The sequence below is a fragment of the Bacillus sp. LJBV19 genome (assembly GCF_017797845.1).
Classification (GTDB): Bacteria; Bacillota; Bacilli; order Bacillales; family Bacillaceae; genus Bacillus; species Bacillus velezensis.
Genome location: NZ_CP072563.1, coordinates 1,604,255 through 1,627,299, shown reverse-complemented (window position 1 = coordinate 1,627,299; position 23,045 = coordinate 1,604,255). Strand labels below are relative to the sequence as shown.

Here is a 23,045-nt window from a genome sequence, read left to right as displayed (position 1 = left end):
TCTTAAGCCTCTTTTCTAACAATAAGATTGAACGGGAGCGAACGTTTTTCGGTGAATAGTTGTCGGTCCGTATGCCTGAAGAGCTTCAAGATGTTCTTTCGTTCCGTAGCCTTTATTTTTTTCAAAGCCATACATGGGGTAGGTTTTGGCGTACTCAGCCATGAGACGGTCCCGCGTTACTTTTGCTATGCAGGCTCCGGCGGCAATTGACACACTTTTGGCATCCCCTTTTATAACTGATGACTGCGGAATGTCAAGCGGAAGGGTCATGGCATCAACAAGCAGATAATCAGGTGTTTCCGTTAAAGCATTGACGGCTTTTACCATCGCCAGTCTCGCGGCCTCATAAATGTTGATCCGGTCAATGACGTCCGCATGGACAATGCCGACTCCTACAGCCGCCGCTTCTTCCGTGATCCGGCTGTAATACTCCTCGAGCTTCTTTTCCGACAATTTCTTCGAGTCCGTGAGACCGAGAATCTCGCATTCTGCCGGCAAAATGACGGCGCCGGCGACAACCGGTCCGGCAAGCGGCCCTCTTCCGGCTTCGTCAACACCCGCAATCAGGCGGAAGCCCTTTTTGGATGACAGTCTTTCGTATGCCGTCATGTTCAGCCATTGCTCTTTAAGAGCTTTTTCCTTCGCGTGCTTTTTCAGCCATTGCTCTAAAAGCGTCTGTACGCTTTTTCTCGGGTCTTTCTCACATTGGGCAAGGAAGGGGTCGCTTTCGTCCCTGACCTCTTGCAGGCGTTCTTTTACGCTTTTTACGGTTAATGTATTCACGTTCTCTTCTCCCTTACATTATGTATATCGGTATTCTGCGGAAAAAATAAAGACCCGCATCGCTGCGCGTCTTTATTCTGATGGTGTTTCAAATGAAAGCCTGCCGAATTTTTCCGTCCGGATGTCCCGAATGATGACTTCCGTTGTTTTATCATAGTCAACCATTCCGCCGCCCATCAAACAGCCGCGTTTTTCACCGATCGCGTCGAAAAGAGCGGCGATATCCTCAGGGATTTCCTGAAGTCCGTAGCGCTCCTTCAAGCGGTCGGGATAATGCTCTTCCAGAAAGCGCAGCCCGAAGACGGCCACATCCTGCAGGTTGATAATCGTATCTTTAATCGCCCCGGTGATCGCCAGGCGCAAGCCGACAAGCTCATCTTCAAATTTAGGCCATAAAATTCCCGGTGTATCGAGCAGCTCTAATTCCTTGCCTACCTTTACCCACTGCTGTGAAGTGGTAATGCCGGGCCTGTCTCCCGTCTTGGCAATGTTTTTCTTGGCCAGCCGGTTAATGAGCGTAGATTTGCCGACATTCGGAATGCCGATGATTAATGCGCGGATTGCTCTTGGCCTAATGCCTTTTGCTTTCATTTTATCGAACTTATCTTTCAGCAGCTCTTTCGAGGACGGCACGATTTGATGCAGTCCCTGCCCGTTAACGGAGTTTATTGAAAGAGAGGGAATGCCCTGTTCCTGAAAGTGGTCCTTCCACTGGGCAGTCACAGCCGCATCCGCCTTATCGGCTTTATTTAAAAGCATAATGCGCGGCTTATTTTTTAAAATCTCCTCAATCATCGGATTTCTCGATGACATCGGGATTCTCGCATCCACCAATTCGTATACGATATCAATTAATTTCAGTTTTTCTGTTACTTCCCGTCTCGCTTTAGCCATATGGCCCGGGAACCATTGAATGGTCATGTGACTTCGACACCTGCCTTATTTACCGGAACCGGATGTTCCGATGATCTCTTATGTATTTTACGTTGCTTGTTCTGCTTTTACAAATTTCATATAAAAAAAGAGCCTGTTACGGGTAACAAGCTCTTTTCGTTCGTTATCATTATCGTCTGATTTCTTTAATACGAGCCGCTTTTCCGCGAAGTTCACGCAGGTAGTAAAGCTTAGCGCGACGTACTTTACCGTAACGTACAACTTCGATTTTCGCGATTTTTGGTGTGTGTACAGGGAATGTACGTTCAACGCCAACACCGTAAGAAATCTTACGAACTGTGAACGTTTCGCTGATTCCACCACCACGACGCTTGATCACAACACCTTCGAAGATCTGGATACGCTCACGGTTACCCTCAACAACTTTTACGTGTACACGTAAAGTGTCACCAGGACGGAACGCAGGAAGATCAGTGCGAAGCTGTTCTTTTGTGATATCTTGAATTAGTTTTTGCATCGTTTTCAACTCCTTCCAACAGATGCTCTTGGCCACAACTGCAAGGCACAGCGGAACATCGTTTTCAAGCTTCTGAAGGATAAGCCTCCTTAAGCCACAAGTAGTATCTTATCATATCTTCATCGCCTGCGCAATAGAATCTATTCGTTTTCCCACTCGGAAATCCATTTTCTTTGCTCATCAGTGAGAGGATAGTTTTCAAGAAGATCCGGACGTCTTAAAAAGGTTCTTCTGATTGATTCTTTATTGCGCCATTCTTGTATTTTGGCATGGTTGCCGGACAGAAGGGTCTCAGGCACTTTTAAGCCTCTATAATCTGCAGGCCTCGTATAGTGCGGATGCTCTAAAAGCCCCGTGCTGAAGGAATCCTCCACGTGGGATGCTTCTTTTCCGAGGACGCCCGGCAAAAGCCTGACAACGCTGTCGGCGATCATCATGGCAGGGAGCTCTCCCCCGGTCAGCACAAAATCCCCGATGGAGATTTCATCAGTGACAAGATGTTCCCGGATCCGTTCATCATACCCTTCATAATGTCCGCAAATAAACATGAGATGTTCCTCTTCCGCCAGCTCCTCGGCTTTCTTCTGCGTATAACGCTCACCTTGCGGGCAGACGAGAATAATGCGCGGCTTGGCGTCCGTACCGGCTGTCAGCTTTTCAACCGCATCAAATACGGGCTGCGGCTTTAACACCATCCCGGCTCCCCCGCCGTACGGGTAATCATCAACCGTTTGGTGTTTATTATCCGAAAAAGCCCGGAAATTGATGACGTCAAAACGGACAGCCTCTTTTTCCTGTGCTTTTTGCAGAATGGATGAGCCGAGCACCCCTTGAAACATTTCGGGAAACAGTGTTAAAAAGTCGATTTTCATTCGTCTATTAACCCTTCCATTACATGAATCTTAATTTTCTTCTCATTTATATTAATATCCTTTACCACAGAAGCAATATACGGAATGAGCGCATCTTTTTTGCCTTTTCTTGCAACCACCCATACGTCATTAGCCCCGGGCGTCAAGATTTCCTTCACTGTGCCGATCAGTTCCCCGTCTTCTGACACAACCTCGCAGCCGATGATTTCATGAAAATAAAATTCATCTTCTTCAAGCTCTCCCAAGTCTTCTTCAGGGACTTTGATCACCATGTTTCTCAGGTGCTCGACTTCATTGAGACTCGGCATTTCTTTGAATTGCAGCAGGTGAAACTGCTTGTGAAGCCTGTGGGCGCTGACCGTTACTTTGACAGGCTCCGCAGCCCCTTCCGCAAACAAATAAAGCGTATTGCCGGGCTTGTACCGTTCTTCGGCAAAGTCCGTTTTAGAAATGACCCGCACTTCGCCTTTAATGCCGTGGGTATTTACAATTTTGCCTACATTAAACCATCTGTTTGTCATATTATCACCTCGGGCGGATTTCAATTACTACCCCGTCTTTTATGACGATGGTATTTGCCGCTGTTTTTTCATGCCAGTTATCACCGACGTTGATTGAAAGCAGCGCATCGATCTCCTTTTCCTTCACTTCGCTTCCAAGCGGGAGCGACTCTGTCTGGCTTATTTGGAAATCGATCATTTTGATTTTGTCTTGTCTTTTTTCAATGGCTTTTTTAAAAGATTCCGCTACATCGGGATTCTGCTGATCTTTTTCATGTTTTCTAAGCTGAAAATAGAGCTGGCTGCATTCTCGTTCAAGCGTTTGCTTTTTTTCTGCAAAAGAGGCCAAAAGCTTTTCCTTGCTTTGCTCGGTCAGAACCTGCATAACGGTTACCCTGTGAATAATCTGCATAGGACCAGACTCCCCACTCTTCCAACATATTTCTGTTCATTTGCCTTTTTTACGTGTAAAAAAAGGGGAGGTGCCGGCCCTCTCCCTTTTTCAGTCAAATATTTCAAATTGAACTTTCTTAGAAGACTGTGCGCCAGCTGCAAAAACGACGGTTCGAATCGCTCTTGCAGTCCGGCCTTGCTTTCCGATAATCTTACCGGTATCTGACTTATTGACAGATAAGCGCAGCGCAATCTTTTGATCAGTCTCTTCCTTTGTGACCATTATGTCTTCCGGATGGTCGACAAGCGGAGCCACAATGCTGACAATCAAATCTTCCAAGTTCTGATCAGTCATTACTTGCCTTGTTTAGCGTTGTGGAATTTTTCCATAATTCCTTGGCTTGAGAACAAGTTGCGGACTGTGTCAGAAGGTTTAGCTCCTGTTTGAAGCCATTTAAGAGCAAGCTCTTCGTTGATTTTCACTTCAGCCGGCTTTGCAACCGGGTTGTATGTGCCGACTGTTTCGATGAAACGGCCGTCACGCGGTGAACGAGAATCTGCTACAACAATACGATAGAAAGGAGATTTTTTTGCTCCCATACGTTTTAAACGAATTTTTACTGCCATTTTACTAGCACCTCCGAAAATATTTCAACAAGATAGTATATTAACAATGATAAAAGTGTTTGTAAAGTGTTTTTTCTTAACAACGGTTTTATCATGTATAACCGATTACATAAAAGGTAATTTAAAGCCTTTTTTCTTCCCTTTTGTCATGTTGGTCATCTGCTTCATCATTTTTTTCATTTCCTCAAACTGCTTTAAAAGACGGTTGACTTCCTGAACGGATGTTCCGCTTCCTTTGGCAATCCGCTTCCGCCGGCTGGCGTTAATGATATCCGGCTGTTCTTTTTCAAGAACAGTCATTGATTTAATGATCGCTTCCACATGATTCAGCTGTTTTTCATCGACTTGGATGTTTTTTAAGCCTTTCATTTTGCCTGCGCCGGGCATCATTTGCAGCAGTTCGTCAAGAGGCCCCATGTTTCGGACCTGGCCGAGCTGCTCCAGAAAATCATCCAATGTGAAGCTCATCGTTCTCATTTTCTGCTCAAGCTCTTTGGCTTTGTCTTCATCAACGGTCGCCTGAGCTTTTTCAATCAGCGTCAGCACGTCACCCATTCCGAGAATCCGGGATGCCATCCGTTCAGGATGGAACGCTTCAAGAGCATCGAGCTTTTCTCCCATTCCGGCGAATTTAATCGGCGTTTCGGTGACCGCGCGGATAGAAAGCGCCGCACCTCCGCGGGTATCCCCGTCAAGCTTTGTTAAAATGACACCCGTTAAACCGAGCTGGTCATTAAAGCTTTTGGCGACGTTTACCGCATCCTGACCGGTCATTGAGTCGACGACAAGGAAAATTTCCTCAGGATTTGCGACTTCCTTTACGCCGGAGAGCTCATCCATCAGTTCATGATCGATATGCAGCCGTCCGGCGGTATCTAAAATCACATAATCATGATGCTCTTCCTTCGCTTTTTCAATCGCCTGTCTGGCAATTTCCACCGGGCTGACCTGATCGCCAAGCGAAAAGACCGGCATATCAAGCTGTTTCCCCAGTGTTTCCAGCTGTTTAATCGCGGCGGGGCGGTAAATATCCGCAGCCACGAGCAGCGGTTTGCGATTATGTTTTTTGCGCAGCAGGTTGGCAAGCTTCCCCGTGGTTGTCGTTTTACCGGCACCTTGGAGCCCGACCATCATAATAACGGTCGGCGGGCGTTTGGCGACGGCAATTTTGCTTTCTTCGCCGCCCATCAGCTCGGTAAGCTCTTCTTTTACGACTTTAATAACCTGCTGACCGGGTGTCAGACTCTGCATGACGTCCTGTCCGACAGCCCGTTCACTTACTTTTTTCACAAAATCCTTTACGACTTTAAAGTTAACGTCAGCCTCAAGAAGCGCAAGACGAACTTCACGCATCATCTCTTTTACGTCTTGTTCGCTGACTTTTCCTTTTCCGCGGATTTTTGAAATCGTCTTTTGCAGTCGGTCGGCTAATCCTTCAAATGCCATTGTTTGCCGCCTCCTAATCTAATTTCTCAAGCGCTTCAATCAGAGCCGTCATTTTTTCCTCTTCCTGCAACCCGGAAGCAAGCTCTTTCAGCTTTGTAAACATTTCTTTACGCTCCTGAAACTTTTTAAAAAGGAGCAGTTTTTCTTCATATTGTTCAAGCATCGCTTCAGTCCGTTTGATGTTATCGTAAACGGCTTGCCTTGAAACGTCATACTCTTCGGCTATTTCACCAAGGGAGAAATCGTCCAGATAATAAAGCGACATATAGCTCTTTTGTTTTGACGTCAGCAACGACTGATAGAAGTCAAATAAATAGTTCATTCTCGTCGTTTTTTCGAGCGACATTTGAGCTCTCCCCTTTGTTAAGTCAAATCCCTTTACAAAAACTTAGTTTACATGGTTTCAGAGCGTGTGTCAAGTTTTTATCTTGTCAAAGCATGATGCTCTTTTTACATCATAAGTTTTTTCAAAAAGATTCATATAGACCGTCGTTAAAATACTCGAATTCTTGTTTTGATACACGGTAGCGGCAATAGCCTTCGTAAAAAGCATTGAGGCATGCTTCATTTGTGACAAAATGACTGATCGCTAATGATTCATCATATCGCGGATCTCCCGCCGATATTCCCGCAGCATCGATAAACAGATAGACCTCTCCGTCTTTCACCAGCACATTATCAGTCGTGCAGTCACCGTGAATCATTGTCTGCTGAACAGGAACAGGCCTGTACCTGTCCAATTCCTTCAAAAGCTCTGCACTTCCTTCAGCCTGTCCTTTTTTGACATATTCTCCGGCTCGTTTGATTTGCAGATCGAGCCAGTCTGTTTCCGGCTGTAAACCAGGGACCATTTCGGTTTCATGCAGCCGTTGCAGAAACCGGCCGAAACTTTTGATCAGCTTTTTCTTTTCAGTATTCCCTTTTGCTTTTCTTAAAGCCGAAGTCAGGGTGATTCCATCCTCAAATGACATGATGATATGGCTGGCATGCTGTTCCTGTATCATCCCATAATAAACAGGAACAGGCAGACGACGAGTTTCCGTCAGTTTTTGTAAAACGAAGGCTTCTCTCATTAACCATTCCCGATACTTCTGTTGAAAAGAACTTTTCAGCAGAAATGCGTCTTGACCGGTCACTATTTTTCGAACGGTTGAAGTGCCTCCCTGTTCATCCAACAGCGACATATGGTTTATTGCGCCGATCTTACTTTCCAATTCAGCTTTCAGCCATTTGTCCAACAATTGCCCCCTCCATTCCGATCTATCAATGCGTATAAAAAAACGAGTATAAAACCGTCCATTTTATACTCGTTTTTTATTCATTAATCCTCGGCTTTTTCAACTAAATCAGAAAAGAGACCGTATACGTAAGATTCTGCATCAAACCGCTGGAGGTCGTCAACCTTTTCTCCGAGGCCGACAAGTTTCACGGGGATGTGAAGCTCATTGCGGATTGCCAGGACGATACCGCCTTTTGCGGTGCCGTCAAGCTTCGTTAACGCGATACCCGTCACATTCGTCGCTTTGGAGAATTCTTTCGCCTGCGCCATCGCATTCTGGCCTGTCGTCGCGTCCAGCGCAAGGAGAACCTCATGCGGAGCCTCAGGCACTTCGCGTTCGATGACGCGTTTGACTTTTTCAAGCTCTTTCATTAAGTTAACTTTATTCTGAAGGCGGCCTGCCGTATCACAAATCAGCACATCCGCTCCTCTTGCTTTAGCCGCGTGTACGGCATCATAAATAACCGCCGCAGGGTCGCTTCCGGCAGCCTGCTTAATGACAGGCACGCCTGTACGCTCCCCCCACACTTCAAGCTGTTCAATCGCCCCGGCTCTGAAGGTGTCTCCGGCAGCGAGCACAACGGATTTGCCTTCATTCTTCAGCTTATGGGCAAGTTTTCCGATCGTTGTCGTTTTTCCGACGCCGTTTACCCCGACAAGCAGAATAACGTTCAGGCGCCCGTCCTGAATATTTAATTCAGAAATCTGTTCGTCGCCGCTGTTATAAATGTCGACAAGCTTTTCAGAAATGACGGACTGCACTTCCTGAGGATCCTGGATGTTTTTCAGCTTCACTTCTTTTTTGAGCTCATCAATCAGCTCCATGACGGTTGTAAAACCGACGTCAGCGCCAATCAGCACTTCCTCAAGCTCCTCGAAGAAATCCTCGTCGACTTTCCGGTAGCGGGAGACGAGTTCGTTCACTTTATTCGAGAAGGAATTTCTTGTTTTTTCAAGACCATCTTTAAATTTTTCAGAGACGGAGTCTGTCTGTTTCGTGATTTTCTCTTTTAATTTTTTAAAAAAGCTCATCTTTCAACCTCTTTCCTCGTTACTGAACGAATTCTTTTGTTTCTTCCAGTTTGACCGAAACCATTCGGGAAACGCCGGATTCCTGCATCGTAACACCGTAGAGGACATCCGCTTCTTCCATGGTGCCTTTTCTGTGGGTGATGACGATAAACTGGCTGTCGCTGCTGTATTTTTTTAAATATTGCGCAAACCTGAATACATTGGCTTCATCAAGCGCAGCTTCCACTTCATCAAGGACGCAGAACGGCACGGGCCTTACTTTCAGAATGGAGAATAAAAGGGCAATGGCAGTCAGCGCCCGTTCTCCCCCTGACAAAAGATTTAAGTTTTGCAGTTTTTTGCCCGGAGGCTGCGCGATAATGTCCACCCCGGAGTTAAGAAGATCATTCGGCTCAGTCAGCTTCAGTTCAGCCCGTCCTCCTCCGAATAAAGAACGGAACACGTCGTTGAATTGAGAACGGATCTGGATAAACGTTTCATGGAATCGCTTCGTCATTTCAGAATCCATTTCTTCAATGACTTGAAACAGTGTGTTTTTCGCTTCCGTCAGGTCATTTTTCTGCTCTGTTAAAAACTGATACCGTTCGTTTACTCTTTCAAATTCATCGATGCTGCCGAGATTGACCGTTCCGAGCTCTTCAATTGAAAGCTTGATCAGTTTGACCCGTTTTCTCGCCTCTTCAGGCTCGAGTTCGAGCTGATATTGTTCTTTTGCCCCTTCAAAGGATAAGCTGTATTCCTCGCGTAAATATTGCAAGAGATTATCAAGCTCAACTTCCATCCGGCCGAGTTTTACCTCTTCATCTTTCAGAATTTCTGTTTTTTGCTTGTAGAGACGCTTCATCTCTTTCAGCTCAAGTTCGTTCGTATCAAGCGCCCGCTGGAGCTTCACACGCTGGTCGCGCCTGCTGGCGATCAATTCAATCGTTCTCGTTTTATCGTGAAGCTTGTGATGGGCTGCTTCTTCAAGCTGCTCCTCACCGCTTGTGCTGGACGTCATCTCTGAGGTCAGGAGGCTTAAATCTTCCCGTGTTTCTTTCAGAGCGAGCTGCGTTTCCTCAAGCTCTTTTTTCAGCCTTTTGAGGTTGTCTTCTTCACTCGAGCACGCCTGTTCTTTTTTCGCAGCGGCCACTTTACATTCCGTCAGTTCATGAGAGAGCGTTTCTTTTGTTGAGGATAGGGTCTGCTTTTGTTTTGTCAGCCTTTCCATCTCTTCCTCAAGCTCTTTCAGCTGGCCGGATGCCTCACTCAGCTGTTCTTCCAGAGCTGATTTGCGCGTCTCTTTTTCCCGGCTGCTTTCCGTCAGTGATGCTTTCTCCTGATCGTAAAGCTCCAGATGGGTATTGATGTTCTTTTCAGCGACTTCGAGTTCATACAGCCTGCCTTTTACATCCTGCTGCTTTGTTCTGAAAGCTTCACCGTCTTCACGGAGACCGCTCAGCGTATGTTCAAGCTCTTGAATGGCCTGCTTCAGCGTTTTGACCTCTTTTTCGAGCAGAGCTGTTTTTTCTTCCATTTCGGCAAGCCGCGCAGTCACCGTCTCAAGCTCACGGCTTCTGCCGAGCAGAGAATTGTTTTTCTTTTTGACCGCGCCGCCTGTCATTGATCCGCCTGGATTGACGACATCGCCCTCAAGCGTCACGATGCGGTAGCGGTGCCCGAGAAGCTTGGCCAGTTCATTCGCGCCTTTTAAATCTTCAGTGATCAGCACGGTGCCGAGAAGGTTTTGAATAACATTCCGATATGCCGCATCATATGTGACAAGCCCGCTCGCTGTGCCGAGGAAAGACGGATGCTTCTGAGCCGTCTGTTCATCACGGGTTTGGAGCTGGCGCGGTTTCATAACCGTAAGCGGCAGGAACGTCGCGCGGCCGAAGGAATTCTGTTTTAAATATTGAATCGCTTTCCGCGCCGCCTGCTCATCGTCTGTGACAACGTGCTGCGCCGCTGCGCCGAGTGCAATCTCGATCGCCGTTTCATATTTTTGTTCGGTGGCAATCAGTTCGAGAACGGCGCCACGGATGCCGCCAAGCTGCTCTTTCTGTTTCAGCACTTCTTTTACGCCTTGGTAAAATCCTGAAAAATCGCCTTGCATCGTTTCAAGCATATCTTTTTTGGATCTGGCCTGCTGGACGAATTGATATGCCTGATACAGCGCAGATTCTTTCTTTTCATATTGGCGTTTTTTCTGTTCATATGCTGTCTGGACTTCACGAAAGCGGACGACCTGATTGTGAATATCCTCTTCAACGGAGGCCAATTCTTCTTCGCACGCCGCTTTGCGGACTGCAATATCGTTACGTTCTTCAAGGTATTTTTCATTGTTTGCTGTCAGTCTCGCCTGCTGGACCGCAGATTGGGACATCTGGTCATCTAAAAGCTGCAGCTCGTTGCGAATCGACGCCTGACTGTTTAACAATTCAAAGTAATCGCTTTTTAATTGTTCGATTTTCTCATCTACATTTTCATTATGCAGACTGAGAGCCTGCTGCTTTTCTTTCACCTGGGCGTTTAATCGCTTCACTTCCGCACGAAGTTTATCATAGACGGCAGACTGTTTTTCAATGTCCGCTTTCAGTTCGGCTTCTTTGTTCGTGTAATGTGTAACGGATTCCTCAAGCTGTTCCCGGTTTTGCGCGGCGTTTTTTTTACGCTCTTTCAGCACTTCTTTCCGGCCTTCCAGCTTTTCCAGCTCTTCACTTGTCACGAGCAGAACCTGCTGCAGTTCGTTGACGGATTCATCAAGCGCGTGGATTTTATCTCTCGTCTCTTCTATCATCGCTTCTTTTGCGGACAGAGCCGATGATTCCGCCAATTCTTCTTCTTTTGCCGCCTGCACCTTTTCTTTTAAACCCGACCATCTGCCATGCAGTTCTTCGATGTCAAAGGCGGTAAGGGCGATTTCGACATGTTCAAGCTCTTTCTTTTTTTCTAAGTAGTCTTTGGCGATTGAAGCCTGGATTTTCAGCGGTTCGACCTGATCTTCAAGCTCGTGGAGAATATCTTCCACCCTGTTTAAGTTATCCTGCGTCTCAAACAGTTTGTTTTCCGCTTTTTTCTTTCTTGTTTTATATTTCAGCACGCCGGCCGCTTCTTCAAAAATACTGCGGCGGTCTTCCGCTTTGCTGCTGAGAATCTCTTCGACTTTCCCCTGGCTGATAATAGAGAATGCTTCTTTCCCGAGCCCGGAGTCCATAAATAAGTCAATGATATCTTTCAGGCGGCACTGCTGATTGTTGATGAGAAATTCACTTTCTCCGGAACGGTACACCCGTCTCGTCACGCTGACTTCGTGGTAATCGATCGGGAGAAAATGATCTTCATTATCAAGCGTTAACGTGACTTCGGCAAGGTTCAGCCGCTTGCGCGAATCACTTCCCGCAAAAATGATATCTTCCATTTTTCCGCCCCGAAGCGAGCGGGCTGATTGTTCGCCGAGCACCCAGCGGATGGCTTCGGTAATGTTGCTCTTTCCGCTGCCGTTCGGACCGACAACGGCCGTGACGCCTTTTACAAAGTCAACGGATATCCGTTCTGCAAATGATTTAAATCCTATAACGTCTAAACGTTTGAGGAACATCCCAGATCCTCCTTATCGTATAAGTATCTCAATATTATCATAATCACCCGCTTATATCAGGCGCAGACATACTGAAATCCCCCTAGGGAAACAGGGGGATTTTATTGTTTCGTATGATGTTTTTGCATTTTTGCAAGAGCTTCCTGTGCCGCATGCTGCTCGGCTTCTTTTTTGGAACGTCCGTTCCCGATACCGAGCGCCTCACCTTTAAGAGAGACAAGCGCCTCGAATTCCCGGTTGTGGGCAGGCCCTTTTTCATTGAGAATTTTGTACTCAAGCGATCCTTTTCCGTCCCGCTGTACAAATTCTTGAAGCTGGCTTTTGAAATCCATCACATGAGAAAAAGCACCATCGTTTATTTTAGGGAACACGTACACTTTCAGGAATTGCTGAACCGGCTCAAGGCCCTGATCCAGATACAGTGCGCCGATAAACGCTTCAAACACATCCGCTAAAAGCGCAGGACGCTTTCTGCCGCCCGTCATTTCTTCTCCTTTTCCCAAGAGAACAAGGTCGCCGAATGACAATTCATGGGCAAGTGAGACGAGTGACGGCTCGCATACGATAGCGGCTCTCAGCTTCGTCAAATCTCCTTCACTCATGGCCGGATATTTGGCAAATAAGAATTGGGAGATCGTCAGTTCCAAAACAGCGTCACCTAAAAATTCAAGCCTTTCATTGTCTTCATACGGCTTTTTCCGATGCTCATTCACATAAGATGAATGTGTAAATGCTTGATACAAAAGTTTCTCGTTTTGAAAATGAACCGAAATCCGTTCTTGGAACTCTTTAAATTGCTCTATTTTTTTATAGAACTTTTTTTTATCTTTAAAATGTGAGTGTTTTGACATAGTAACCTCCATAGGCACATCAGGTTCACCGCGCTCCCCGCCGTAAACGGAATCGGCAGCGCGTACAGCGTCAGACGCCGGTAACCGAACGATTAAAGGGCTAAAGCCCCGCTGTCAGGCGGGACTTTTAGCATCAGCTTATTGCTGGTTTTGTATGTAGTTCACAGCGTCGCCGACTGTTGCAATCTTTTCAGCATCTTCGTCAGAAATCTCCATATCAAACTCGTCTTCAAGTTCCATAACAAGCTCAACTACATCTAGGGAATCAGCACCTAAGTCTTCCTTGAAAGAAGCTTCAAGTTTGACGTCAGCTTCATCAACGCCAAGGCGGTCTACGATGATTTTCGTTACACGCTCTAATGTATCTGCCATAGCAATTCACCTCCCCTCAAGTATTATAGTGGATTCGTTTTTAAAAAACTAGAGAAACTAGGATGAAATTTTAAAAACAAATCTTTACATCACCATTCCGCCGTCAATATGAAGGGTTTGGCCCGTCATATAACGCGATCCTTCAGAAGCAAGGAACGTAACAACGCTGCTGATATCGGAAGGATCACCGAAACGCGCGAGCGGAATCTGCTTCAGCATTTCATCTTGGACTTCTTTAGAAAGCTTGTCCGTCATATCCGTGGAAATAAAGCCCGGAGCAATGGCATTAACCGTAATATTGCGGCTCGCAAGCTCTTTGGCTGATGACTTCGTTAAGCCGATTACACCGGCTTTTGCCGCCACGTAGTTCGCCTGGCCGGGGTTTCCGCTGACGCCGACGATTGATGATACGTTGATAATCCGGCCGGAGCGCTGTTTCATCATCTGTCTTGTAACGGCTTTCGTGCAGTTGAATACACCTTTTAGGTTAATGTTAATGACATCATCCCATTCATTTTCTTTCATTCTCATCAGAAGATTGTCTTTTGTGATCCCCGCATTGTTCACGAGAATGTCGATTGAAGAAAATGCAGCGACAGCCTCTTTCATCATGTTTTGTACTTCTTCGGAATTTGATACATCGGCTTTTACCGCGATCGCGTTTCGGCCCAAAGATTTGATTTCATCTACGACTTCGTTCGCTTTCGCTTCATTCCCGGAGTAGTTGACTACTACGTTACAGCCGTTTTTCGCAAGATCAAGCGCGATCGCCCGCCCGATTCCGCGGGACGCTCCCGTTACCACTGCTGTTTTTTCATTAAGCATCCTGATTCTCCTCCTTCAGCGTTTGAATCGCCAGTTCGATGGTTTCATGGTCAGAAACCGCGATTGTTTTAAGGCGGCGGTTCACTTTTTTCACAAGGCCTGAAAGCACTTTTCCGGGCCCGATTTCAACAAACGTCGTGACACCTTCGTCAATCAGTTTGTTAATGGTTTCTTCAAAGCGAACAGGTGAATACAGCTGTTCGATCAGTTTTTTCTTGATATCGTCTTTTTCTGTCATAACGTCAGCCGAAACGTTTGAAATCACGGGAACAGCCGCATTTTTCAACTCACAGGCGCTGAGCACCTCCTCGAGTTTTTGCGCTGCCGGCTTCATTAATTCAGAATGGAACGGTCCGCTTACTTCTAATGGGATTGCCCGTTTTGCTCCGTTGTTTTTCGCTTCTTCTGAAGCCAGCTCCACGCCTTTTGCCGTTCCGGAAATTACGATCTGGCCGGGGCAGTTCAGGTTTGCAAGCTGTACGAGATGACCGTTTTCCGTCACTTGATCCGTTACCTTTTTCAAGGACTCTGCATCCATTCCGAGAATCGCTGCCATGGCGCCTTCTCCGGCCGGCACGGCTTCATTCATGAATTCTCCCCGTTTTCTTACCGTGTAAACGGCATCTTTAAATGTCATCGCTCCCGCCGCAACAAGCGCCGAATATTCTCCGAGGCTGTGGCCGGCGGTGAAATCAGGGGTGATGCCGGATTCTTTAAACTTTTCCAATACGGCGATGCTCGTTGTCAACAGCGCGGGCTGCGCATTGTATGTAAGGGTCAATTCTTCGGCGTCACCTTCAAAAATGAGCGAGCTCAGCTTTGTTTCAAGCGTTTCATCCGCTTCATCAAAAATACGTTTTGACGCTTCTTCGCGTTCGTACAGGTCTTTTCCCATACCGATATATTGTGATCCCTGTCCGGGAAATAAAAATGCAATCTTACTCATGATGCGGTAACCTCCAGACTACTCATCTGTTTTTTCTTCTTTTACTTCTTCTTCTATAAATGCGGCCACGTTTTGGCTGACCATTTCTCTCGCCTGGCGCAGCGCATGGTAAACAGCGCGTGCGTCAGAAGAGCCGTGCGCTTTAACGACGGGCGCTTTCAAACCGAAAAGACTCGCCCCGCCGTACTCAGAATAGTCCATTTTCAGTTTCATTTCCATCAGCTTCGGCTTCAGCACTCCCGCTGCGAGCTTAGTAACAAAACTTGAAGTCAGTGTATCTTTCAGCATTTTGAAAATCGATAACGCTGAACCTTCCAATGTTTTCAACGTGACGTTGCCCGTAAAGCCGTCTGTGACGATGACGTCAGCAGCGCCTTCGAGCAAGTCTCTCGCCTCAACGTTTCCGACAAAATTCACGTTTGTTTCTTTTAATAATTCAAACGTCTTTTTTGTCAGGTCGTTTCCTTTCTTTTCTTCCGTGCCGACATTTAACAATCCGACGCGGGGCGAGCTGATTCCGAGAACCTGCCGGGCATATACAGATCCCATAATTCCGTACTGGACGAGATGCTCCGGTTTGGCATCGACATTGGCTCCCACGTCCAAAAGAAGGAAACCGTCGCCTGAAACGGTCGGAAGCGTCGGCGCAAGCGCAGGCCGGTCGATTCCTTTAATTCTGCCGACGATAAACAGTCCCGCTGTCATGAGTGCGCCTGTATTCCCCGCTGAGATGCAGGCGTCCGCTCTGTTTTCAGCCACTTCCTGCGCCATCAGCACCATAGAAGAGTTTTTCTTTCTGCGTACGGCGCGGACCGGTTCATCCGTCGGTTCAATCACTTCATCGGCGTGCAACACAGTGATGCGGTCTGATGTTGTTGGCAAGTGTGATTCTATCGTTGTCTTGTCACCGACCAGCGTAATATGAAGATCGTCAAATGCCTCAATACTCTTCATTACTCCGTCAATAACAGCTTTGGGTGCGTTGTCGCCTCCCATTGCATCTACAGCTATTCTCATGCATGCTCCACCTTTATGATTGTTTTGAACGGTACATGTCAAAGCTGCCGGAGAACACGACTTCTTCTCCCACATAGCTGTTGACTTCAACTACCGTTCTGCCTTTTTCTTTTTCGACTGCCGTCACTTTGGCTTTCGCAACGACGCGCTCGCCTTCTTTCACCTGTCTTGTAAAGCGGATATTTGCGCTTGCGGTCAGCGCCAGCTCATCATCAATGACGGCTACGGCGAGTGAGTTCGCCTGCGCAAACAAATGATGCCCCCGCGCAATTTGATTGCGGCTGAAGACATGTTCGCGTCTTACTTCTAATATGGAAATGGCCTGGCCGTCAAGCTCCAGATCAATAATTTCACCGATCACTTCGTCTAACGACAGTGATTTCACTTCATCATCAAGCGTTTGTTCTGCCACGTTTTTAATTCTTTCCCTCAGCTCCGGTATTGAGAGCTCTAAGCGGTCTAAACGGATCGTCTGAATGCTGACGCCGAATTTCCCCGCTAATTCTTCATCTGTGATGAAGGGTGTCGATTTGATCGTCTGCTGCAATAATTTTTGGCGTTCTTTCTTGCTTCTTCTCATCTGTAAACACCATCCGGACAATTAAGACTAGGTACTAATAGTAGTATATAATCTCATAGATTGGAATGCAATGATTGTTTTTTGAAAGCCGCCGAATTTTACAGAATCAGCTTAATTTCTCCCCTTCTAGGACGCCGCTTGAAAGTAATTGACCGCGCAGCATGCGGTATTCGTCATCTTTCCAAAAAGCCTCTGAAGACACCAGATTGGCCGCATCCTGGCGGGCCGTTTCCAAAGCTCTGTAGTCATGAACCATATCCGCCACCTTGAACTCGGGCATACCGCTCTGTTTTTTTCCGAAGAAATCCCCGGGGCCGCGCAGTTCAAGGTCCTTTTCAGACAGCTCGAAGCCGTCGTTTGTCTCCGACATGATTCTCATCCGTTCCTTCCCGGTTTCGGATTTCGGATCGGCCATCAAGATGCAGAAAGATTGGTGGTCTCCCCGCCCGACCCGGCCGCGGAGCTGATGAAGCTGAGATAATCCGAAACGGTCGGCGTCATAGATGACCATAATCGTCGCATTCGGCACGTTCACCCCGACTTCTACGACGGTTGTTGACACAAGTACCTGACATTGATTGGCGCTGAATTCTCTCATCACCTGATCTTTTTCATCAGAATGGAGCTTCCCGTGCATCAGGCCGACATTCCATTTACCGCGGTAAACGTCAGACAGCATGTTATATACGTCAATCGCATTCTGCACATCCAGTTTATCCGACTCTTCAATGAGCGGGCAGATAATATAGGCTTGCCTTCCCTGTTTCAGCTCTTTTTCTATAAAAGCCAAAATCCGCTCCAGCATGTCGTGTTTCACCCAATACGTTTCGATTTGTTTTCGCCCCGCGGGCATTTCATCTATCACGGAAACATCCATTTCTCCGAAGACGGTAATGGCCAACGTTCTCGGAATCGGGGTGGCTGTCATAAACAGCACATCCGGATCCTGACCTTTATTCTTGAGTTTTTTGCGCTGTTCGACCCCGAACCGGTGCTGCTCGTCCGTAATGACAAGACTCAGCGCTTTAAATTCCACTTCGTCCTGGATTAAAGCATGGGTCCCTACTAAAATATCAATCTCTCCGAGAGCAAGCCGCTCCAGAAGCTCCCTGCGCCGCTTTCCTTTTACAGAACTCGTCAAAAGCGCGATATTTACATCTTCATTTGCAAACAACGATACGAGAGAATCTGCATGCTGTTCGGCCAGAATTTCAGTCGGCACCATTAATGCCCCCTGATACCCCGACAGAATCGCAGCGTACAAAGCGATGGCGGCGACGGCCGTTTTCCCTGAACCGACATCACCTTGCAGCAGACGGTTCATTCGGTAAGGGGATGTCATATCAGCGGTAATTTCCCGAAGCACGCGCGTCTGTGCGGTCGTGAGCGAAAACGGAAGGCTGTCTGTGAAAGCGGCGAGCTTTTCAGCAGGAAACACATGGCTGATGCCTTTTGACTGTTCCCTTTCCGCTTTACGGAACGCCTGCATTTTCAGCTGAAATAATAAGAATTCCTCGTAAACAAACCGGCGTCTGGCCTGCTGTAACGATTCCCTCGTTTCAGGCTGATGCATCGTCTGCAGGGCATGTTTGTAATCAGGCAGCTTGTAGCGGATTCTCAATTTTTCAGGAAGCGGATCGGCCGCACTGTCCAAATGATGCTGCAGCGCTTCCTTAATAAACCGTCTCATCATTTTTACGGTGACGTTTTCTTTAACGGAATAAACAGGTTCAATGCTTTTATCTTCTTGATGAGGACCGTTTTTTAATTCCTGCACGGAAACAGTCTGTCTGTGTTTATCCCATTTCCCGGATATCGTGACGACAGAACCTAACGTCAGTTTCTTTTTTAAGTAGGGACGGTTAAAGCAGACCGCGGTAATTAAATAATTGCCGACAAGCACCCTGAATGTCAGCCTGTTTCGTTTTTTGCCGTAATAGGTAAGAGAAGGTTCTGAATGAACCTTCCCTTCTACCGTCACTCTTTCTTCATGTTTTACTTCTTCTAAATCCCTCAGCTCATAGTCGTCATAACGGTAAGGGAAATAATTCAGAAGATCAGAAATGTCACAGATACCAAGTTCGTGCAATGTTTTTTCTGTTTCCGGCCCAATGCCCTTAATCTCCGCTATACTAGTTTGCTGATGGTGTGTCACTTGATTTCAGCGCTCCTCCGAAAATTTTTTTCTCTAATTCTCTTCCCGTCGGTGTCGCGGCTAAACCGCCTTGTCCCGTTTCACGCAGTGCTGTCGGCATTGTCTGGCCGATTTTGTACATCGCGTCAATCACCTCATCGCAAGGAATGCGGCTTGTAATCCCGGCCAGCGCCATATCCGCCGCGATCATTGCGTTGGATGCTCCCATTGCGTTTCGTTTGACACACGGCACTTCTACCAATCCGGCGACCGGGTCACATACGAGACCGAGCATATTTTTCAGTGTAATCGCCATTGCTTCCGCTGATTGCTGAGGCGTTCCGCCCGCCATTTCCACAATCGCAGCCGCTGCCATGCCTGATGCTGACCCGACTTCCGCCTGACAGCCTCCTGCCGCTCCTGAAATACTCGCATTGTTTGCTACGACAAAACCGAACGCGCCGGCTGTAAACAGAAAACGGATCATTTGTTCTGTCGTAGGGTTCAGCTTATGCTTTACGGCGAATAACGTTCCCGGCACGACCCCGGCAGAGCCGGCGGTCGGTGTAGCGCAGATCGTTCCCATCGCCGCATTGACTTCATTTGTCGCCACAGCTTTAGAAACGGCGTCTAAAATCAGATTGCCCGACAGGCTTCTTCCCGATTGGATGTATGCCTGAAGTTTCACGGCATCTCCGCCTGTTAAACCGGTCTGGCTCGTGACGCCCTTCAGCCCTTTTTCAACAGCTGCTTCCATGACGGAGAGATTGCGCTCCATTCCTTGAAAGATTTCTTCCCGCGTTTTTTGCGTCACTTCCATCTCTTGCGTGATCATCACTTCCGAAATCGGAATTTGTTTTTCTCGAGTGATTTCTATTAATTCTTTTACATTACGAAACATGTCATTTTCCTCCTGACTTTTTAGTCAGCTATCTTAGTAACCTGTATAATATTAGGAAGTGTTGAAAGCTCGTCAAGCACTTCTTCTTCAATATTCTGATCGACCTCAATCGTCATCAGCGCAAGCTGGCCGACGTCCTTACGCGCCACTTCCATATGTCCGACGTTGATGGAGAATTTCGCCAGCACATTGGCGACGCCTGCAATCGTGCCGAATTTATCATTGTGAACGACTAAAATAGCCGGATGGTTTCCGGAAAGACGCAGCTCAAAGCCGTTGAGCTCCGTGATTTCTATTTTTCCGCCGCCGATGGAAATACCGGTAAGGGCAAGCTCTCCCTCATCATCAGAAATGACGATACGCGCCGTATTCGGATGAACGGGCACGGCATCCTCTGTACGGAACTCTACATATATGCCCTTCTCTTCCGCAATTTGAATCGCTGTTTTAATCCGTTCATCAAATGTATCAAAATCAAGCAGGCCGCCGATAATCGCGACATCAGTGCCGTGACCCTTATACGTCTCCGCAAATGATCCGTAAAAAGACACAATGATCCGGCGGGGCTCCCGCCTGAATAGGCTTCTGGCCACTCTGCCGATCCGGGCGGCGCCTGCGGTATGTGAACTGGACGGACCGATCATTACCGGGCCGATAATATCAAAAACGCTTCTATACTTCATGCTGGTTTGTTCCTCCTTAACATCACTTCATTCAGCGCTTTTCTTTAGACTAATTGAACATTTCTCAATTGGCAAGCAGGCACACTGCCGCACTGCCGCAGGTAAATAAAGACATAAGAATAGAAGGGCCTGATAAGCCCTTCTATTCTGCCGCAAATATATATGGATACAGAGGCTGTCTGCCGTTATGGATTTCAACCTCGATATCTTCACAGACGCTAGCAATATACTCAGCGAGTTTCTCAGCTTCTTCTTCCGGCGCGTCCTCTCCGTACAAGATGGTGACAATTTCATCTTCTTCCCCGATCATTTCATCCAGCAGCAATTTCGCCGCACTTATCCGATCTTCGGCGCTGCCGATAATTGAACTGTTTAAAATGCCGATAAAATCACCTTTTTTAATATCTTTGCCGTCAATATGGGTGTCTCTGACTGAATATGTCACCTGTCCGCTTTTCACATTCCGGATGGCCTCAAGCATATTGGCTTCATTTACGTCAGCCGGCTGGTCAGGGTTAAACGCAAGCAGGGCGGTCATGCCTTGAGGGACCGTTTTTGCCGGAATGACAATGACATTTTCTTCAGCCACGCTCGCCGCCTGATTGGCAGCCATCACAATATTGGAATTGTTCGGAAGAATGAAAACCGTCTCCGCATTGACAGACTGAACGGCTTCAACAATATCTTCCGTGCTCGGATTCATTGTCTGGCCGCCTTCGGTTACGTGTGAAGCGCCGATGCTCGTAAACAATTCAGAAATGCCCTCTCCCATTGCCACAGTCACGATGCCAAAAGGCTTGCGGGCTTCTTTCATAACGCCGGCCGGCTTTTTTTCATCATGTTCTTGGCTGATGATTGAAGTATGCTGTTCCCTCATGTTTTCAATTTTAATTTTAACCAAATCGCCGTAACGCTGTGCGAGATTGAGTACGTTCCCTGGTTCTTCGGCATGAATATGGACTTTCGCCAGCGTATCATCAGCCACGACCAGCAGTGAATCGCCGAAACGGCTCAGTTCGTTTCTGAACGTCTCTTCCTTGAACGTCCGTTTATCTTGATCCAGCTTCACCATCACTTCCGTACAAAATCCGAATTCAATGTCTTCTGTACTCAGCATGCTCTGCGCGCTTTTATGATGCTCGGCATTCACCATATCATCGAGTGCCGGAAGAACCGCTTTTTTCGGTACGGCCTCTCCTTTTAAAGCAGCCAAAAAGCCTTCATATACACAAAGCAGACCTTTTCCGCCGCTGTCAACGACACCGACGTCCTTTAAAACAGGAAGCAGATCCGGCGTACGGTTCAGCGACGCTTCCGCTTCTTCAATAACGGCCTCCATGACCGAAATAATATCGGTTTCTTCTTTGGCCGAGGCGACCGCTTTTTTAGCCGCATCCTTGGCCACGGTTAAAATCGTTCCTTCAACCGGTTTCATGACCGCCTTATATGCCATATCCACTCCCGCTTGGAGTGCTGCGGCAAATTCTTGGGCGTCTATTTGGTTTTTGTTTTCAATGCTCTTTGTGAAACCTCTGAACAATTGGGACAAGATCACCCCTGAGTTTCCTCTCGCTCCCATAAGCAGGCCTTTTGACAGGGCGATGCCGACTTTGCCGATGTCGGGTGAGTCAATGTGCTCTACCTCTCTTGCACCGGATGACATCGATAAATTCATATTTGTTCCGGTATCGCCGTCAGGCACGGGAAACACGTTCAGTGCATCCACCGCGGATGCGTTTTGAGACAATGTCTCAGCCCCCGCCAGAATCATTGCCGCAAAAGCTCTCCCATCTAAGTTTCGTCTAGACAATACTCATCCTCCTCACTACGGGTTCGTTACTCGTACGCCTTGGACATAAATATTTACAGAATCAACTGCAAGTCCGATTGTTTGATTTACTGTGTATTTTACCTTCGTCTGAACATTGTGGGCTACTTCGGATATTTTAGTGCCGTAGCTGACAATAATGTACATGTCGATATGTATTTGTTCGGCTTCCTGACGGACATGTACGCCTTTTGCGAAGTTCTCTCTCCGGAGGATTTCAGACAAACCGTCTTTAATCTGGTTTTTTGAGGCCATCCCCACTATTCCGTAACAGTCAATGGCAGCGCCTCCGGCAACCATTGCGATGACTTCGTTGGATATATCAATCTGTCCGTATTTTGTCTTCATTTCAATGGACACACAGGTTCCTCCTTCAGGTGCATAGAGTTATCATTATTCTACTATATGTATCCCATTATGAAAAGAAAAGATACAGACAGCGGCCTTCAGCGCGGAAATGTGATTGGTTTTACATGTCAAGTGATTTTTCTTGAAAGTAAGGGAAACAATAGTTGCAAACGGTTTTTAGCTGTGGTAAATTATTTAAAGTATTGTATAACGAAAGCATCTGAGAAACTATGTTTGAAAAGATGTTTCGCGCAGTTAGGAGGGAAACAAATGGCACGTAAATGTTTTATTACAGGTAAAAAAACAAAAGCCGGAAACAACCGTTCTCACGCAATGAACGCTTCTAAGCGTACTTGGGGCGCCAACCTTCAAAAGGTCCGCATCCTCGTTGACGGCAAACCTAAAAAAGTGTATGTATCTGCCCGGGCTTTAAAATCCGGTAAAGTTGAGCGTGTATAAGCAAAAATGAACGCCTGCCCTTTTATGCGGCAGGCGTTTTTTATGCGTTCAAAGAGGGCAATTTCAGCTTCTTGGGCTTATTCTTTTCTAAATGAGCCCAGCATCGCCCGGACAATTCCTCCTAAAAACTTCGGCAATTTAATGGTATAAAATTTCATTTTGTCCCCTCCTATAAGTC

Annotated in this window: 26 protein-coding genes; 1 reads left to right on the top strand and 25 read right to left on the bottom strand. The window is 47.0% G+C overall.

The window, feature by feature from the left end; translation table 11 throughout:
• Nucleotides 1-15: 15 nt before the first annotated feature.
• From J6600_RS08130 to J6600_RS08015, 24 genes are all read right to left on the bottom strand, one after another.
• Nucleotides 16-783: a ribonuclease HII gene (locus tag J6600_RS08130; RefSeq protein ID WP_007611398.1), complete on the bottom strand. Its 768-nt coding sequence runs from the start codon at nt 781-783 to the stop codon at nt 16-18.
• A 72-nt stretch (nt 784-855) separates the two neighbouring features.
• Nucleotides 856-1,704, bottom strand: coding sequence for a ribosome biogenesis GTPase YlqF (gene ylqF / locus J6600_RS08125; RefSeq protein ID WP_007611396.1), 849 nt, complete (start codon nt 1,702-1,704; stop codon nt 856-858).
• Nucleotides 1,705-1,846: 142 nt separating this feature from the next.
• Nucleotides 1,847-2,194: a 50S ribosomal protein L19 gene (gene rplS / locus J6600_RS08120; protein WP_003154288.1), complete on the bottom strand. Its 348-nt coding sequence runs from the start codon at nt 2,192-2,194 to the stop codon at nt 1,847-1,849.
• A 140-nt stretch (nt 2,195-2,334) separates the two neighbouring features.
• Complete coding sequence (trmD, locus tag J6600_RS08115; protein WP_022553353.1) at nt 2,335-3,066, bottom strand: tRNA (guanosine(37)-N1)-methyltransferase TrmD; 732 nt, start codon at nt 3,064-3,066, stop codon at nt 2,335-2,337.
• Entirely contained in the window at nt 3,063-3,587 is a 525-nt protein-coding gene (gene rimM / locus J6600_RS08110; RefSeq protein ID WP_072176999.1) for a ribosome maturation factor RimM, read from the bottom strand. Before rimM ends, trmD begins: the two co-directional genes overlap by 4 nt.
• Nucleotides 3,588-3,591: 4 nt before the next feature.
• The gene (locus J6600_RS08105) at nt 3,592-3,978 is read right to left on the bottom strand and encodes a YlqD family protein (protein ID WP_003154291.1); all 387 of its coding nucleotides are present in this window, start codon (nt 3,976-3,978) and stop codon (nt 3,592-3,594) included.
• 90 nt (nt 3,979-4,068) lie between these two features.
• A complete protein-coding gene (locus J6600_RS08100; RefSeq protein WP_045926116.1) occupies nt 4,069-4,314 on the bottom strand; it encodes a KH domain-containing protein in 246 nt (81 codons plus the stop codon).
• Nucleotides 4,314-4,586: a 30S ribosomal protein S16 gene (rpsP, locus tag J6600_RS08095; protein WP_003154296.1), complete on the bottom strand. Its 273-nt coding sequence runs from the start codon at nt 4,584-4,586 to the stop codon at nt 4,314-4,316. Before rpsP ends, J6600_RS08100 begins: the two co-directional genes overlap by 1 nt.
• Before the next feature lie 105 nt (nt 4,587-4,691).
• Nucleotides 4,692-6,032 (bottom strand): signal recognition particle protein, encoded by a 1,341-nt coding sequence (ffh, locus tag J6600_RS08090; protein WP_007409763.1) that lies wholly within the window; start codon nt 6,030-6,032, stop codon nt 4,692-4,694.
• A 13-nt stretch (nt 6,033-6,045) separates the two neighbouring features.
• Nucleotides 6,046-6,378 (bottom strand): putative DNA-binding protein, encoded by a 333-nt coding sequence (locus tag J6600_RS08085; protein ID WP_003154299.1) that lies wholly within the window; start codon nt 6,376-6,378, stop codon nt 6,046-6,048.
• 121 nt (nt 6,379-6,499) lie between these two features.
• Nucleotides 6,500-7,270, bottom strand: coding sequence for a phosphotransferase family protein (locus tag J6600_RS08080; protein ID WP_209388230.1), 771 nt, complete (start codon nt 7,268-7,270; stop codon nt 6,500-6,502).
• 83 nt (nt 7,271-7,353) lie between these two features.
• On the bottom strand, nt 7,354-8,343 hold the full coding sequence (ftsY, locus tag J6600_RS08075; RefSeq protein WP_003154301.1) for a signal recognition particle-docking protein FtsY: 990 nt from the start codon (nt 8,341-8,343) through the stop codon (nt 7,354-7,356).
• A 19-nt stretch (nt 8,344-8,362) separates the two neighbouring features.
• Nucleotides 8,363-11,923 (bottom strand): chromosome segregation protein SMC, encoded by a 3,561-nt coding sequence (gene smc / locus J6600_RS08070; protein ID WP_209388229.1) that lies wholly within the window; start codon nt 11,921-11,923, stop codon nt 8,363-8,365.
• A gap of 101 nt (nt 11,924-12,024) precedes the next feature.
• A complete protein-coding gene (gene rncS / locus J6600_RS08065; RefSeq protein ID WP_014417754.1) occupies nt 12,025-12,774 on the bottom strand; it encodes a ribonuclease III in 750 nt (249 codons plus the stop codon).
• A gap of 138 nt (nt 12,775-12,912) precedes the next feature.
• Entirely contained in the window at nt 12,913-13,146 is a 234-nt protein-coding gene (gene acpP / locus J6600_RS08060) for an acyl carrier protein (RefSeq protein WP_003154310.1), read from the bottom strand.
• 84 nt (nt 13,147-13,230) lie between these two features.
• The gene (fabG, locus tag J6600_RS08055) at nt 13,231-13,971 is read right to left on the bottom strand and encodes a 3-oxoacyl-[acyl-carrier-protein] reductase (RefSeq protein ID WP_003154312.1); all 741 of its coding nucleotides are present in this window, start codon (nt 13,969-13,971) and stop codon (nt 13,231-13,233) included.
• Entirely contained in the window at nt 13,964-14,917 is a 954-nt protein-coding gene (gene fabD / locus J6600_RS08050; RefSeq protein WP_007409759.1) for an ACP S-malonyltransferase, read from the bottom strand. The genes fabG and fabD overlap by 8 nt, the downstream gene beginning before the upstream one ends.
• A gap of 18 nt (nt 14,918-14,935) precedes the next feature.
• On the bottom strand, nt 14,936-15,934 hold the full coding sequence (gene plsX, locus J6600_RS08045) for a phosphate acyltransferase PlsX (protein WP_017417766.1): 999 nt from the start codon (nt 15,932-15,934) through the stop codon (nt 14,936-14,938).
• Nucleotides 15,935-15,947: 13 nt separating this feature from the next.
• On the bottom strand, nt 15,948-16,514 hold the full coding sequence (gene fapR, locus J6600_RS08040; protein WP_003154320.1) for a transcription factor FapR: 567 nt from the start codon (nt 16,512-16,514) through the stop codon (nt 15,948-15,950).
• A gap of 106 nt (nt 16,515-16,620) precedes the next feature.
• Nucleotides 16,621-18,669, bottom strand: a complete 2,049-nt coding sequence (gene recG, locus J6600_RS08035) for an ATP-dependent DNA helicase RecG (RefSeq protein ID WP_209388228.1) — start codon at nt 18,667-18,669, stop codon at nt 16,621-16,623.
• Nucleotides 18,647-19,549 (bottom strand): L-serine ammonia-lyase, iron-sulfur-dependent, subunit alpha, encoded by a 903-nt coding sequence (sdaAA, locus tag J6600_RS08030; RefSeq protein ID WP_209388227.1) that lies wholly within the window; start codon nt 19,547-19,549, stop codon nt 18,647-18,649. The genes recG and sdaAA overlap by 23 nt, the downstream gene beginning before the upstream one ends.
• Before the next feature lie 20 nt (nt 19,550-19,569).
• Nucleotides 19,570-20,232, bottom strand: coding sequence for an L-serine ammonia-lyase, iron-sulfur-dependent subunit beta (gene sdaAB / locus J6600_RS08025; RefSeq protein ID WP_017417764.1), 663 nt, complete (start codon nt 20,230-20,232; stop codon nt 19,570-19,572).
• Between the two features lie 142 nt (nt 20,233-20,374).
• Nucleotides 20,375-22,042, bottom strand: coding sequence for a DAK2 domain-containing protein (locus tag J6600_RS08020; RefSeq protein WP_209388226.1), 1,668 nt, complete (start codon nt 22,040-22,042; stop codon nt 20,375-20,377).
• 15 nt (nt 22,043-22,057) lie between these two features.
• Nucleotides 22,058-22,420: an Asp23/Gls24 family envelope stress response protein gene (locus tag J6600_RS08015; protein WP_003154327.1), complete on the bottom strand. Its 363-nt coding sequence runs from the start codon at nt 22,418-22,420 to the stop codon at nt 22,058-22,060.
• Between the two features lie 258 nt (nt 22,421-22,678).
• On the opposite strand from J6600_RS08015, the gene rpmB reads away from it, so the two are divergent.
• Complete coding sequence (gene rpmB / locus J6600_RS08010; RefSeq protein ID WP_003154328.1) at nt 22,679-22,867, top strand: 50S ribosomal protein L28; 189 nt, start codon at nt 22,679-22,681, stop codon at nt 22,865-22,867.
• A 77-nt stretch (nt 22,868-22,944) separates the two neighbouring features.
• Here rpmB and spoVM read toward each other — a convergent pair whose 3' ends face one another.
• Nucleotides 22,945-23,025 (bottom strand): stage V sporulation protein SpoVM, encoded by an 81-nt coding sequence (gene spoVM / locus J6600_RS08005; RefSeq protein ID WP_003154329.1) that lies wholly within the window; start codon nt 23,023-23,025, stop codon nt 22,945-22,947.
• Between the last annotated feature and the right edge of the window lie 20 nt (nt 23,026-23,045).

Bases quoted from the DNA above. Each gene is read 5' to 3' on its own strand.
- rpmB (WP_003154328.1), top strand. From the start codon at position 22,679: ATGGCACGTAAATGTTTTATTACAGGTAAAAAAACAAAAGCCGGAAAC.
- ffh (WP_007409763.1), bottom strand. From the start codon at position 6,032: ATGGCATTTGAAGGATTAGCCGACCGACTGCAAAAGACGATTTCAAAA.
- fapR (WP_003154320.1), bottom strand. From the start codon at position 16,514: ATGAGAAGAAGCAAGAAAGAACGCCAAAAATTATTGCAGCAGACGATC.
- rplS (WP_003154288.1), bottom strand. From the start codon at position 2,194: ATGCAAAAACTAATTCAAGATATCACAAAAGAACAGCTTCGCACTGAT.
- rimM (WP_072176999.1), bottom strand. From the start codon at position 3,587: ATGACAAACAGATGGTTTAATGTAGGCAAAATTGTAAATACCCACGGC.
- acpP (WP_003154310.1), bottom strand. From the start codon at position 13,146: ATGGCAGATACATTAGAGCGTGTAACGAAAATCATCGTAGACCGCCTT.
- spoVM (WP_003154329.1), bottom strand. From the start codon at position 23,025: ATGAAATTTTATACCATTAAATTGCCGAAGTTTTTAGGAGGAATTGTC.
- J6600_RS08105 (WP_003154291.1), bottom strand. From the start codon at position 3,978: ATGCAGATTATTCACAGGGTAACCGTTATGCAGGTTCTGACCGAGCAA.
- trmD (WP_022553353.1), bottom strand. From the start codon at position 3,066: ATGAAAATCGACTTTTTAACACTGTTTCCCGAAATGTTTCAAGGGGTG.
- smc (WP_209388229.1), bottom strand. From the start codon at position 11,923: ATGTTCCTCAAACGTTTAGACGTTATAGGATTTAAATCATTTGCAGAA.
- sdaAB (WP_017417764.1), bottom strand. From the start codon at position 20,232: ATGAAGTATAGAAGCGTTTTTGATATTATCGGCCCGGTAATGATCGGT.
- sdaAA (WP_209388227.1), bottom strand. From the start codon at position 19,549: ATGTTTCGTAATGTAAAAGAATTAATAGAAATCACTCGAGAAAAACAA.
- ftsY (WP_003154301.1), bottom strand. From the start codon at position 8,343: ATGAGCTTTTTTAAAAAATTAAAAGAGAAAATCACGAAACAGACAGAC.
- fabD (WP_007409759.1), bottom strand. From the start codon at position 14,917: ATGAGTAAGATTGCATTTTTATTTCCCGGACAGGGATCACAATATATC.
- rncS (WP_014417754.1), bottom strand. From the start codon at position 12,774: ATGTCAAAACACTCACATTTTAAAGATAAAAAAAAGTTCTATAAAAAA.
- ylqF (WP_007611396.1), bottom strand. From the start codon at position 1,704: ATGACCATTCAATGGTTCCCGGGCCATATGGCTAAAGCGAGACGGGAA.
- fabG (WP_003154312.1), bottom strand. From the start codon at position 13,971: ATGCTTAATGAAAAAACAGCAGTGGTAACGGGAGCGTCCCGCGGAATC.
- rpsP (WP_003154296.1), bottom strand. From the start codon at position 4,586: ATGGCAGTAAAAATTCGTTTAAAACGTATGGGAGCAAAAAAATCTCCT.
- J6600_RS08100 (WP_045926116.1), bottom strand. From the start codon at position 4,314: ATGACTGATCAGAACTTGGAAGATTTGATTGTCAGCATTGTGGCTCCG.
- plsX (WP_017417766.1), bottom strand. From the start codon at position 15,934: ATGAGAATAGCTGTAGATGCAATGGGAGGCGACAACGCACCCAAAGCT.
- J6600_RS08085 (WP_003154299.1), bottom strand. From the start codon at position 6,378: ATGTCGCTCGAAAAAACGACGAGAATGAACTATTTATTTGACTTCTAT.